This window comes from Leptothrix toolikensis (SeqCode) (assembly GCF_057922285.1).
Map to the genome: position 1 here is coordinate 1 of NZ_JBYSVC010000005.1, position 13,442 is coordinate 13,442.

Consider the following 13,442-nt stretch of genomic DNA (forward strand, 5'->3'; position numbering starts at 1 on the left):
ATGCGCAGCAATGCGCTCGTCAAGGCGTTGCAGACGGTGGATTTGGACGTGGTGTGAGCGCACCAGCACACTGCGAACGTGGCGGAGGTGGGTTGACTCCTCGACGTGTTGGGAGATGACGAGGGGGGAGGGTGGTTTTTCCATCAGCGCATACCGGTTGATTCAGCACCGCAGATACGATACTCGTTCGATAGTGAATATCGAACACAATTTCGCCAAATCTGGCGGAATCAACGTTTATTGTCTGGACACTGCCATTCAGACCACCGACCTTTGTCAAGGCAAAAAACCTGATAAGTACCAATTGACCAGAGGACATTATCTACTTGAACGAGTCGATACCCGACATGTGAGGGCGCCTTCGGCTTGTCGAATGGAACTAACGACCCACCCCGTACGGAATATAGCCCGTTAGTGCAAGACGCAACAATCTCACCCTGATAATCCTCAATATCCCACAAGGTATTATCAAAAGCATCGTTGCCACACAAAATATTAAAACCATCTCTATCGCCGCAAAGCACGGTTCCGCTCCTGCCTGCAGCAATGAATCGCCCATTGGAATCGGAGCAAACTGCATAGAGATCTACGTTCGTTGGACTTTCCATCATAGTCCAACGCTCTCCGGATTGGATGGCAATCTCTCCTTCATCGCCCACCGCGCATAGGTCCCCGGCATCATTTCCGGTGAGATCGTTGAAACCCAAGTCCATCTGGGCAGCGTCTAGGATAACTCCAAGGTCGGCATGGATCCAACCATTCTCGGTGCGCTCGTAAATCTGCCGCGAGAATCCACACGCTAAGAGACGACCTCGAACATACCTAATGCTGCTGAGATAGCCGAATTTCCCGGGCCCAGTGCCTGCATCTGAAATCTGTTCGTTGGTGACGCCGGTCGGACGCACTGCATAGACATCACCTCGCTTGCCGAGAAGCCACCAACACTTGCCATTAGGGCCATCCTCAAAGACGATTGAGACGATGTCGGCATTGATTTCTCGGTGAGCCCAACGCTCGGGCGTCACGGTGTAAAAGCGAGTGCACTCGACTTCCTTGCCCTCCAGGGCAGCAGGGAACGCCAGCAGGCCCAACAGAGTGGCGCGCGGCGCGCACCCGCCCAGAAATCGGACGTTTATTGCAGAATTTTTCGCCATTGTTGAAATCCCCAGGAGATTCAAAAATTAGTTCCCACTTCCGTAACGCTTGGGACCTGATCGCTCAGTGTCCTGTTGCCGGAACTATCGGCGCGGAGCTTGGTGTCATCTTTGACATTGGGTGTCCCATCGTTCTGCTGATGGTAGGCATCCACTTGCGCCTTGATGCATGCCTCGTCGCATTTCGTGACCTTTGAGACTGCCCTGCTGCCGGCAGTCGATGCCTGTTTGTAGGTCCAACTTCCGGCCTGCCCGTCCAAGAGGAACTTATCTTCGGCCTTGTCCACACGTTTGTGAATTTCACCGTGGTCCTTTTCCTTACCTGCACCTTCGACGCATATGCACGGTGCCTCCGCTGGGCTGTACCCCTCACAACCGGAATACCGGGCATCACCGCGTCCCGCCCGCTCACCGGGCGGCATGAAACAATGCGCGGGAACGACATGGTGCGGAGTTTTTCCGGGACAGCAGTTTCCCTGGGTGACAGTACCGTCCTCGTGCTCTGCGCGCGGAGAGTGCGGGGACAGTACGCACTTCATTGCGTCTCGACAACCTGAGTCTGGGTTGTCACACATCGCCTTGACCCATGCCTTGCGATCCTTTTTATCCGGTTTCTGGGGGCATTTCTCGGTTATCTGCTTTGCGACGTCTTTACATACTCCAGTTCCTGAGAATGCGGCTTCATCAATATATGGCCAAGCAGGACTATTACCCGGTAGGCTCGCATGGTTATGCGTCGTCATATCCATCATCCGAACCACATTCTCCCCCTCCACCTTCACATCCATCGACCACGCGTTGAAATACACCTTTCCCATATTTGTGTGCGTGATCACGCCTTTCATCGGTGCGCATCCGGCTTCATCGCCGGTACTTTTCTTGAAATAACTTTTGTTTTTCAGCATCACCTCTTGGCCGGAGATATTGACGCTGGTGGAGCCGTCTGAGGTATCTGAAGCTAGGCCTGTATTTGGGTATGGAATCGGTACACCCGGTGGGGTCGCTGGGGTTTGTGGGGGGGTCATGCAGACATCGGGAAAGGCGCAAATGGATTTGCCGGCTGCGGCTTTGCAGCTCACCGACATATTGTTGGCATAGACCTGATTGCTCATGAGGCCTCCCGATATTGGAGAGAAATCGCGCTGCGCTGACCGGCATCGTTGGCCATGTGGGCCAAGATGTTGTGGCCTTGGGTGTAGTTTTTCTGGCAGGCGGCTTGGGCGGTGCTGATGATGGCTGCGCCAGCGGCGGCACCGATTTCGCCGGTGCATTCGGCCGGGTGCCAGATATCGAAAGATGCTTTGCGTTGGCGCAGCGTGCGTGACAGGGCGAGCGTGGCTTCCTTGAAGTAATACTGTTCGCCGGCAAGATCGGTGATGCGGAAATCCATGTCGTGCATCTGGCAGCCGGCGTCATGCAGGGCCGCTTTGATGGCTTGGGTCAGGCCGTCGGCGCGCAGGGGCTCTTCGCTGTCGATGTGCGCGAGCTCGCGGCCGAAGCCGATGCCGGTGCAGAGCAGCTCGCTCCCCTTGCCGCTGGGCGGGCCGACCAGCAGGGCCCCGGCCGCTTCGCCGGGCATGAAACCGTTGGAATTGCGCTCAGTGAGCAGACGCTCGTTTTGCTCAAAGTGGCTGAGGGTGGGCCAAGTCAGCAGGCTGTCGGTGGCGACAATCACGACGCGAGGATGCGTCGTTTGGGCCATCCTCTGCGGGATCAGCAAGCGGGCCTGCGCCAAGGCAACCGCCACACCCACCCGACCTTGGGTGATCACCGCTGAGTGGGCGTCAAACTCGACCCCGAGTTCGGTTTGGATCTGCAAGAAGAGCGCATCGTCTAGGCCGGCCAAACGTCCGGGGCGCTCGTTTTCGGCCACGCACAGCAGCAGCGGGAGTTGGCCCCACTCGGTTTGGGGGACGTCTTCCAAGGCTTCACGCAGCGCCATCGCTGCCATCTTGGCCAGTTTGGTCAAGCCGCGCCAAGGCTGCTCCAGCGGCACTTGGTGGGCCATGATCCACTGGCCGCCCGAGTCGATGAAGCGCGTTTCACTCGGGTTGGAAATCTTGGCGCGAAAAGCCGCACAACTGGCCGGGGCGCTCAAACCCACCGACGTCACCAAGCCGGTTTTCAGGATGGCGATGGCGGCAGCGATCATGCTGGCTCGGTGTCTGTGGGCTTGTGCATCGGCACCATCACGACGGGAATTGGGAAGGCGACTTGCTCGCGTTGTTGCCACCACTCCCGGCCCTTCTTGCCCACCAGCACTTGAGCGATTTCAAACATGTTGCGTTTAAGCGGCCGGGCGACACGCCACGTCATGGTGAAGCGCGCTTGATCGGGCTCAAAAACGATGGTGTCGAGCGTGGCGGTGTGATCCTCGCGCTCGCCTTTCTTCGGAAAGATATGCACGGGAGCCTCGAAATGCGGCAGCACGAAATGGCGCAGGCCATCCGGGGTCAGGTGCCGCATCGCCACGTCGATCGGCTCTTTGGAAAAAGGGATCTGCTGATCCAACGGCGCGGCTTGGAAATAGCGCTCGTCGAAATCTTTGGGCAAAAACGGAAACACCTCGTCCAGCCAGGCTTGGTCATAGGTGCCGGCCAGTTTGGCGCGCGCTTCCCAGCCCCGCCCGAGCGGCCCAAAGGCCATGGGGGCATAAGCCTCGGTGGGCGAGGTGATGGGTTGACGCATCACTTCGGTATTGGGCAGCACCCGGCCATCGACCCATTCGTTGTTGAGTTGCTTGTGATAACCGCGCCCCACCGGGTTGGGCATGTACGCATCATGTTCGGCCGGATCGCTTGACGCGTGATCCACACCGCCAAAGGCCACGTCGTAGGACAAGGGCATGCGCAAAAACGGTATGGGCTCGGAGGCTTGCAGCCCAGCCGCGTTGGCCAGCCAAACACGGTCGCCCACCACCTCAAAACGCTTGTTCATCGGCCCGACTCGCAAGATGACCTCGGTGCGGGCTGTGGGTTTGCCTTCTGGCGCATGGGCGCTGCCCACCAGCAAGACATCACAGGCACCCTTGCGCAGCGCGAAATCCGCTTCGTAGACCGGGGCCGAAAGGCCCGGAGCCCCGGTGAAGGTGTCAGCCATCACCAGCGGCAACTGCTCGTCGGCCAAGCGCACCGCCTCTTCGGGCTGGGGCAGCACAAACGTGCCCTTGATCACCACCACCAGCCACTCCCGACCACGGGGATCCAAGCCCATGTTGTAGCCGGCGACCATGCGGGTGGCGTTGATGAGTTCCATGGGCGCTGCTCGCTCAGTTCAACTGCACCGATCCACCCTTGATGCGATTGACGCCGGTGGATTTGCTCAGCACATAACTGCCTTCGATCAAGACCTTGCCGGCGTGGGTCAGCGTGATGCGCGCTTTGCCGCAGCGCAGAACCAATTGCTCTTTGGCGCTGATGACCATGCGCTCGCCGTCCACCGACACCTCCACCTGCTCAGGCCGCACTGCCATGGGCCATGACCCTTCTTGGCGCAGCAGGCCCATCACGATGGGCCGCCTTGGGTCGCCGTGCTCGAACATCAACATCACCGCAGCACCGATGTGCGCGCCGTGCAGATCCACCACGCTGCGCGCTTTGAGCAGTTCAACCCTCCCGTCATCACTCGACGCCACCTGCCCAGCGTGGCGTACCAGCGCGGTCAAACCGTTGTCGGTCAAGGCCACCAATTCGCCAACCACCACCCCAGCGATGCACGCCGGCGCAAGCAGCGGTGGAGCTTCGACCCAAGGCTCAAGGGGATCGCGTCCGCTCATGATCAACCTCCGTATTAGCGTCAGTGCTGGTGTCAGTTCTGCAAGATCTTGGCACCCTTGACCACCACATCCCCGCTGGCCTTGATGCTGACTTTGCCTGAGCCGTCGAGGGTGATGTTCTTGCCTTGAAGGGTGATCGTGCCGTCCTTTTTGAGCGTGATGCTCGCGCTGCCGGTCTTGAGCGTGATGGCGTCACCGGCTTCGATCACGAGGTTTTTGCCCACATGCAAGCTGTCGTCCTCGCCGATGCTGGTGGCGCGTTTTTCACCGACGTTGACGTCTTGATAACCGCCCACATTCACCGTCTGATAGGCTCCGATGACCACTTCTTGGGCTGCGCCGATGGCGATGGTTTCGTTCAGGCCGACGGCGTGGGTGCGTTGCAGGACCACGGTGGCGGTTTCGCTGCCACCCACGGACTTGCTGCGGTTGTGGCCCACGCGGTGGGTTTCATCGTGCTCAACCTCGGTGTCCAGATCCTTCTCGGCTTGGATCCACAGCTGCTCGCTGCCCTTTTTGTCTTCAAAGCGGATCGCATTGGCGTTGCCATAGCCGCCGCCTTGGCTGGAGCGGCTCAGGAGGCCGCTTTGGGTGGCGTTGGCCGGCAAATCCCAAGGCGGCATCTGCTCGGCGTTGTAGACCCGGCCGGTGATGAGCGGCTGGTCGGGATCGCCTTCCAGAAAATCAACCACCACCTCTTGGCCGATGCGCGGGATGTGGATGCCGCCGAAGTTTTTCCCCGCCCACGGGTGCGAAACCCGCACCCAGCACGAGCTGGTTTCGTTCTTCGGCCCGTAGCGATCCCAATGGAACTGCACTTTGACGCGGCCGTACTTGTCGGTGTGGATCTCGTCGCCGCTGGGCCCCACCACCATCGCGGTTTGCGGCCCTTGCACAAAAGGCTTGGGCGTCAGGCGCGGCGGGCGGAATTGCTGTGCAGCGGGGATGGCTTGGAATTCGCTCTCGAAGCGCGTGCCGCCTGTACCGCCCATGGCGTCCGTGCGGTAGAGGTCCAGATGCGCGCTGATCTGGAGATGGGTGATCAGGTACTCGCGGTTTTGATCCTCACGCGGGTGGTGGCTGAGCTTGAGCCGGCGGCCGACTTCGATACCGACCGCGTTGGCGTGGGCCTGCTGCTGTTCGAACTGGCTTTGCTCGGCGTCGGCACGGTTCTCGGCGTATTGGCTGCCCTCCGTACTTTGGCGGTAGTCGCCCGCGAAATCGAACTGCTCGTAGTCGGCCAGCTTGTGCTTTTGCGGCTTGCCGGTGCTGACCAACAAGCGGGTGGAAGGCCGCTCAAAGTCGTAGCTGGTCAGCGCCACTTTGCCGGTTTCTACCCCTTGGCTGAAACGCCACTGCGTGACGTACTCTTGGCCGGGTGGTGCGTTGCGTGGGTCTTCGATGTAGCGCAGGCTGGGACAACCGGGGGCGGCGTCGTGGGCGCTCTGGGCATCAACCAAGATCAGCTTATGCGTGCCATCGGCATGCTCGATGTACCAGTAGATGCCTTCTTGCTCCAGCAGCCGGGCGACAAAGTTGTAGTCACTTTCGCGGTACTGCACGCAATAGGTGCGCTTGGCGTAATCGCGAAACAGCTTGGTTTGGAAGCTGGCGATGCTGTGATCCTCGAAGACCTTCTTGATGATCTCGGGCACGCTCAGGTTTTGAAAGATACGGCAATCGCTGGTGCGGGTCAGGAACCACAACCACGGCCGCACGCTGGCTTGATAGGCGTGATAACGCCCCTGCGCCATGCCCAAGCCAAAGCGCGTCACATAGCCGTTGAAGTGGCGCGGTACCTCGCCGGCTGTTTGCACATGCACCGTGATCGGCTGGCCAAGCAAGTCTTCTGGCTTGAGATCAGCCCGGGGGCTCAGCAGTTGCAGTTGCATCTCCCCAAGCACACTCAAACCCGCCGAAAACTGCATCGACTCGAAGAACAATGCCGCTGCGGGCAGCGGGGATGTCAAGGTGATGGGCGAGGAGGCCATGGGGTGAATCCATGCAAGGTGGGGGAAACCGCCGTGGCTGTCAGCGTAGCAGTTTTAAGCGCAAGCACAAGCCATCCGTGGACCGGCTTGCCGCCTTCTTGGCGCAGCACCACGGCCGACAGAGCCTCACAACGCAAGCCGGCCTCAGCCAGCACCGCAGCCACATAAGCCTTGGCGTGGGCATAGCGTCCGTGAGGTTCAAGCCGATACGGCAACGCGGCCTCATCCGGCAGCGCTTCGACGGTGAACACCAAGGTGCCCGCTTCGCGCAGCGCCCCGGCCGCAGCGTGCATCAGCGGCTGCATATCCCCGAAGTAGCACAGCGTGTCGGCCGAGACGATCACATCCCAATGCCCCTTTGAAAGCCGCAAAAACTCACCCAACTCCGCTTTGTACAGATCGCTATAGACGCCTTTGGTTTGGGCCTGATCCAGCATGCCGCGTGACAGATCCACGCCCGCCAAGGTCTTGGCCCAAGGCGCAACCAGCGGCCCGCACAAGCCGGTGCCACAACCAGCGTCAAGCAGCGCGAATTGCTGCTGCGGTGCAGGTAGATGCTCGGCCAGCAAGGCTGCACACAACTGCGGGGCCTTGTAATCAAGGCGCTCGTTCAGCACCGACTCGAAACTTTCGGCAAAGCGGTCGAAGGTCTGCTCAACATAGTCGTCCGCCGCCCGCGCTGGCACGTTTTGCCCCGTACACGCCGCATACAAATGGCGCGCCATCGGCTGATCGGGTTCCTGCTCCAACCACTGCCGGTACACCTCAGCCGCCTCAGCGATCTTGCCCAGCGTGTAGTACGTGATGCCCAGCAGCTTGCGTGCTGACGCGTTGCCCGGCATCAGCTCCAGCGACTTGACGTAATAGCGAATCGCCTGCGGCCGGTCGCCCAGTTCGGCGTACAGCAAGCCCAAATTGTTCAGCGCCCGGATGTGCTGCGCATCCAACGCCACCGCCCGCTCGTAGCAAGCCTGCGCCGCCTCAAAACGCCGCTCGGCCTTGTAAAGCGCCCCAAGGTTGTTGTGCAGATCGGCATCCTCCGGGGCCAACGCCAGCGCCGCCTCATACGCCCGCGTCGCCAACTCAATCCGACCATGGCTGGCGTGGATGTTGCCAAGATTGTTGTGATACCCCGCAAACCCCGGCTCGACCGCAATCGCCCGCTCCATCAACGCCAACCCCTCTTCGCTGCGCCCCATCTGATGGCGCAACATGCCCAGCAAATGCAGCGCGTCAGGCTGCTGCGGCACCACCGCAAGAATCCGCCCATACAAAGTCTGCGCATCCTCAAACAACCGCCCCTGATGCATCTCAACCGCCATGCGCAAGGCGTCAGAGAGACTGAGCTCAGTCGGCGCGTTGGCGCTGACGGGGGGAGGTGTCGGCATGGTGTTCCCTTGTTGGGGTTGCGGACTAGAGTCTGGTGCGATTGACCAAAGTCATTGGTTTTCCCAATTCACCGGGGTGCAGATGAACGGTGTTTCCGGATTCAGAAATACCTGCACACCTCCGCCGGACAGCTTGGATGTCGATGCGCTATTGGTGGCCGTGGCCGCATGCGTTGGCTGCGGAGCGACTTCGCCTTCGAGGCCCTCGATTGTTTCGTTGCCCGCCAGTTCAATCTTCCAAAACGTGTCCGACTCCAATGGATTCCAGTTGTGGCAGATGGCGGTGACGTCGCGGTAATTGGTTTTGGCTATTTGCCTGATTTCGGCATCATTCAGGAATCCTTCGAAATGACTTGCACGGCTGATAGCGCGACCGAACGAACTGCCACAAGCCCAGTAATTTGGCGCATAAATTGACACAGGACTGCCTTTGCCATGGAAGCGGAAGAACAGCTCTGGTGCGGTATACCTAAAAACTTGGATTCTGGTGCCACTTGCAAAGCTGTATATCACTTCGGTTATCTTGTTTTTTGATAATCCAAGTTCTGCAAGCCATTGGATCGCTTGGATGTTGATGTTGGTTTTCATGCGGTGTATCATCGTCTATGTAAGTACGAATAACGCCACGCCCACAGTAGATGAAATTTATCTAGTTGCTGCTGCTCCACAGGCCACGCTTCGGTTGGCGAATATGGTTTACTGATAAGTACTAGAGTGGCAATTATTTGCATGATGATGGCAAGAATTTTTCCAAATAAAATCAAAAAACTTAAAAATCTGTTGATGCAGCGCAATTTCATTGCCAGCTATATAGTATATTTACTGTAGGTTGTGATTGCTGTGCAAGTCACGAGCCTACCTGCTGAAATTTACGGGTAAATTTGACGCTTTACACATCAGGTCTGTGAATCTGTAAATTCTGAATCGCCCCCATTTAATTTTGTAGTCCTTACCAACAAAAAAATGTTTTTGCTCAAAATCAGAAATCCATGATATCCCATCGTACATTTGAATGTGGCCATGTTTATGTAAATTAATTGTTAGGCCGTTCTTGACCTCTGCAGCGATAGGCATAAATATGGCGATGTCACCGGCAACTGGATGATAGGCGCGGCACATTAGTTCGTCATCGGTATTATCGTAAAATACTTCAAAGCCGACATCCTCAAGATAGGCTCCGTAATCACAGGCCGACGGGCCATCACCAGGATAACGGAACTTAACTTGCTGAAGATGAACTCCTCCATCCCGGAGCGCTCGGTTAACATATTTTGCGCACTGATAGGGCGCTGCTGGCCCTGATTTCTTGTTTTCGCGAAGACTTTTCAGTGATGATTGAATATCCCACATGGTAATGCTCTCCAGGTTACTATAAACGATATTGACTATTTTTGGTGGTTTGCTGTTCTCATCATTTAATCTCGTAGGTAAATGAAAGCTCAGCAGTTCCCACCCGTATAGATTTGATATAACTTGCTTCCATCATCCTATTCAAAAAATCCCTACTAATCTCCGGCAACATCGTATTCGTCAATATCGAATCAATCATTCGGCCGCCTGATTCGCTTTCGGTGCAGCGGCTGACCACAAGTTGGACGACATCTTCTGAATATTCGAACGGGATCTTGTAGCGTTCTTCGACGCGCTTTTTGATGCGGTTGAGTTGGAGGCGGACGATTTGGGCGAGCATGGTGTCGCTCAGGGGGAAATAGGGGATCGCGACCAAGCGGCCGAGCAGGGCGGGCGGGAAGATGTCGAGCAGAGCGGGACGCAGGGCTTTGGTGAGGGTGTCTTGGTCGGGCTGATGGAGCGGGTCGCGGCAGAGGTGGGCGATGACCTCGGTGCCGGCGTTGGTGGTGAGCAGAATAAGCGTGTTTTTGAAGTCGATGAAGCGGCCTTCGCCGTCTTCCATGAAACCCTTGTCGAAGACTTGAAAGAAGATTTCATGCACATCCGGGTGGGCTTTTTCGACCTCGTCGAGCAGCACCACGCTGTAAGGTTTGCGGCGCACGGCTTCGGTCAGCACACCGCCTTCGCCGTAACCCACATAACCGGGAGGCGCGCCTTTGAGCGTCGAAACCGTGTGGGCTTCTTGGAATTCACTCATGTTGATGGTGACCAGATTTTGTTCACCACCGTAAAGCGCCTCGGCCAAGGCCAGCGCGGTTTCGGTCTTGCCCACACCCGAGGTGCCGGCCAACATAAAGACCCCGATGGGCTTGTTGGGGTTATCGAGCCCGGCGCGTGAGGTCTGGATGCGCTTGGCGATCATCTCCATCGCGTGGTCTTGGCCGATCACCCGTTTGGCGAGCAGTTTGGGCAAATTCAGGATCGTGTCGATCTCGTTGCTGGCCATGCGCCCCACCGGGATGCCGGTCCAATCGGCCACCACGCTGGCCACGGCTTGGTAATCGACCGTGGGCAAGATCAGCGGGGTTTCGCCTTGCAACGTGCTCAGCTCAGCTTGAACCTGCCGCAACTCGGCCAAGGTGGGCTCACGCTCCGCCACGGCGGCTTCGTCCGGGCTTCTGAGCCGGGCGCGCAAGGCCAAGAGCCGATCCACCAAGCCGCGCTCAAGCTGCCAACGCGCGTCGAGCCCACCCAGGCGCTCCCGCTCAGCCGCCAACTGCGTCACCACCGAAGCGGCCCGCTCTTGGGTTTCGATGCCGATGGCCGCTTCGCGTTCGATGATGGCTTGCTCGGTTTCAAGGGCTTCGATGCGTTTGCGGGCATCGTCCACCTCGGCAGGGGTGGCGTGCAGGCTGATGGCGACCCGGGCGCAGGCGGTGTCGAGCAGGCTGACCGATTTATCGGGCAACTGGCGCGCTGGGATGTAGCGGTGGCTGAGCTTGACGGCGGCTTCGAGCGCTTCATCCAGAATCTGCACCCGATGGTGTTTTTCCATCGTGCTGGCCACGCCGCGCATCATCAATATCGCCTTCGGTTCGCTTGGCTCGTCGATCTGCACGCTCTGGAAACGCCGCGTCAGCGCGGGGTCTTTCTCGATGTACTTCTTGTACTCGGCCCACGTGGTCGCACCGATGGTGCGCAACTGGCCGCGCGCCAAGGCCGGTTTGAGCAAATTGGCCGCATCTCCCGTGCCTGCTGCGCCCCCTGCGCCCACCAAGGTGTGGGTTTCGTCGATGAACAAAATGATCGGCTTGGGGCTGGCTTGGACCTCGTCGATCACCGAGCGCAAGCGCTGCTCAAACTCGCCTTTCATGCTGGCCCCGGCTTGCAGCAGGCCCACGTCCAGCGCGCGCAGTTGCACATCCTTCAGGCTTGGCGGCACATCGCCGCGTGCGATGCGCTGGGCAAAACCTTCCACCACCGCTGTCTTGCCCACGCCGGCCTCGCCGACCAAGATCGGGTTGTTTTGCCGGCGGCGCATCAAGATATCGACCACTTGGCGGATCTCGTCGTCGCGGCCGACGATGGGGTCCATGCCACCAGCCCGAGCTTGCTCGGTCAGATCGGTGGTGAACTTTTTCAAAGCCTCTTGCTTGCCTAAAGCCGCCGGGGCGATGGCGTCGCTGGCTTCGCCGGGGGCTGCTCCGCTGTCGCTGGCGCTTTGGGCCTGCTCAGGCGAGGTGCTGAGCAAGCGGCTAAAGCGCTCGATCAAATCGTCCACAGCGATGCGCTCGAACTGCTTGGAGATCGCCAGCAGCGCGTTGCGCAGCGAAGCAGTTTTGAGCAGGCCGATGAGCAAGTAGCCGGTGCGCACTTGGGTGTCACCAAACATCAAAGAGCCATACACCCAGCCCCGCTCGACCGCGTTTTCGACCAAGCTGGAGAGATCGGTGACCGAGGTTGAGCCGCGTGGCAGGCGGTCGAGCGCGCGGGTCAAATCGGACGCCAAGACCCCGCTGTCGATCTCGTACTGCCGCAGAACGCGATGCAGATCGGTGTCGGGCGCGTTCAGGATCTGCGTCAACCAATGCTGCAACTCGACATAGGGGTTGCCGCGCAGCTTGCAAAACACCGTCGCGCCTTCGATGGCTTTGTAGGCCAAGGGATTGAGCTTGCCGAACAAGGCACTGCGACTGATCTCACTCATGGTGTTCTCCCGGTACTCTGCCCCTGCCCACCCCGATCCACCCATGTCATCCCGGCCCGATCAGGGTGCTGACCTTGCTGCGGCCCCGGCTGACCACGGCGCTGACCCAGCCAAGCCGTGCGGCCCACGCGGCCCGCCCCACGTCCAAGCTGCAAAGGGGGGATGTCGGACTCGCACAACCGCAAACTGATTTCGCAGCTCAGGCCCAGACCCAAGGTGGTGCGCAGCCAGTCACCCAGCGCGATACACGCGGGCTCACCCGGCAAGAAGCGCTGGTACTCGGCCAAGCTCAGCGGCCCGATATGCAAGCGCACGCGGTACTGCCGGTCCCAAACCTTGCTGCCCAAGGCGACATTGCGCCCCAAGGCCAAACGCCTTACAGCGCTGCTGGGGCGCAATTCAGCCCGCTCTTGGTCGTCCAGCTTGAGCCACTGCCCGACGTGTTGCTCCAGCTTGATCGGCACGCCAAAGTCGTGGCGCAGGATTTTTTCCAGGCCTTCAGCGTGGCGCACACCTTGGGCCAAGGTGCCGGCGTGTTGCAAATGGGCCAAGCCAGGCTGACCCACGCCACACAAGGCCCCAACCCAACGCGAAAACGCATCGTCGTCGGGCCGATCCAACTGGCTCGCGGGTTGAGCCTGAGCCCAGGCCCGGTAGAACAACAAGGCCATGCGGTGATGGAACATGTCGGCAAAGCGCTCCAGCGCCAGATCCCCATGGCTGCGGCTGCGTTCGCGCACGTATTCGCTCAAGTGCAGCGGCATCGGCCCCATCGACCCGAACAACCCGAAGAAGCGCTGGCCCAGACGCGGCGGGGCGGTCTGGGCACCACCCTGCATGCCAAAGGACTGCAAGGCCGCCGGGGCGAAATCCAGCCCGGGGTCTTGGCCGATGCGGATCGGCTCCTCGCGTGGCTGAAGCGCGGCCCCCAGACGCGGCCACGCGGGATGCAGGGCCTCGATGCGACGCAACGTCTGGAAGAAATCATGCCGCCACGGCTCAGCCTCCAAGGCCGCCCAAAGGTCACGCAGCGCAGGGCTCGGCGGGGTGGTGAGGGGCGGTGAGGTATCCATGATG

Annotated in this window: 11 protein-coding genes; all 11 read right to left on the bottom strand. The window is 59.3% G+C overall.

Annotation, left to right across the window (positions count from 1 at the left end; all coding sequences use genetic code 11):
• Window positions 1–230 precede the first annotated feature (230 nt).
• Entirely contained in the window at window positions 231–1,091 is an 861-nt protein-coding gene (locus AC3VI7_RS01550; protein ID WP_489669736.1) for a hypothetical protein, read from the bottom strand.
• Between the two features lie 83 nt (window positions 1,092–1,174).
• Window positions 1,175–2,266, bottom strand: coding sequence for a PAAR-like domain-containing protein (locus AC3VI7_RS01555; protein WP_489671211.1), 1,092 nt, complete (start codon window positions 2,264–2,266; stop codon window positions 1,175–1,177).
• Entirely contained in the window at window positions 2,263–3,306 is a 1,044-nt protein-coding gene (locus AC3VI7_RS01560) for a hypothetical protein (RefSeq protein ID WP_489669738.1), read from the bottom strand. Before AC3VI7_RS01560 ends, AC3VI7_RS01555 begins: the two co-directional genes overlap by 4 nt.
• Entirely contained in the window at window positions 3,303–4,409 is a 1,107-nt protein-coding gene (locus tag AC3VI7_RS01565) for a DUF2169 family type VI secretion system accessory protein (RefSeq protein WP_489669739.1), read from the bottom strand. The genes AC3VI7_RS01560 and AC3VI7_RS01565 overlap by 4 nt, the downstream gene beginning before the upstream one ends.
• A gap of 13 nt (window positions 4,410–4,422) precedes the next feature.
• On the bottom strand, window positions 4,423–4,929 hold the full coding sequence (locus AC3VI7_RS01570) for a DUF6484 domain-containing protein (protein ID WP_489669740.1): 507 nt from the start codon (window positions 4,927–4,929) through the stop codon (window positions 4,423–4,425).
• A 32-nt stretch (window positions 4,930–4,961) separates the two neighbouring features.
• Complete coding sequence (locus tag AC3VI7_RS01575) at window positions 4,962–6,920, bottom strand: type VI secretion system Vgr family protein (RefSeq protein WP_489669741.1); 1,959 nt, start codon at window positions 6,918–6,920, stop codon at window positions 4,962–4,964.
• Window positions 6,896–8,308, bottom strand: coding sequence for a tetratricopeptide repeat protein (locus tag AC3VI7_RS01580; protein WP_489671212.1), 1,413 nt, complete (start codon window positions 8,306–8,308; stop codon window positions 6,896–6,898). The genes AC3VI7_RS01575 and AC3VI7_RS01580 overlap by 25 nt, the downstream gene beginning before the upstream one ends.
• 51 nt (window positions 8,309–8,359) lie before the next feature.
• Window positions 8,360–8,896 carry a hypothetical protein gene (locus tag AC3VI7_RS01585; protein WP_489671213.1) on the bottom strand — a complete coding sequence of 179 codons (537 nt, stop codon included), beginning with the start codon at window positions 8,894–8,896 and terminating at the stop codon, window positions 8,360–8,362.
• Window positions 8,897–9,163: 267 nt separating this feature from the next.
• Window positions 9,164–9,658: a hypothetical protein gene (locus AC3VI7_RS01590; RefSeq protein ID WP_489669035.1), complete on the bottom strand. Its 495-nt coding sequence runs from the start codon at window positions 9,656–9,658 to the stop codon at window positions 9,164–9,166.
• 61 nt (window positions 9,659–9,719) lie between these two features.
• Window positions 9,720–12,365 (bottom strand): type VI secretion system ATPase TssH, encoded by a 2,646-nt coding sequence (gene tssH, locus AC3VI7_RS01595; RefSeq protein WP_489669034.1) that lies wholly within the window; start codon window positions 12,363–12,365, stop codon window positions 9,720–9,722.
• Window positions 12,362–13,438, bottom strand: coding sequence for a type VI secretion system baseplate subunit TssG (tssG, locus tag AC3VI7_RS01600; RefSeq protein WP_489669033.1), 1,077 nt, complete (start codon window positions 13,436–13,438; stop codon window positions 12,362–12,364). Before tssG ends, tssH begins: the two co-directional genes overlap by 4 nt.
• Window positions 13,439–13,442 lie beyond the last annotated feature (4 nt).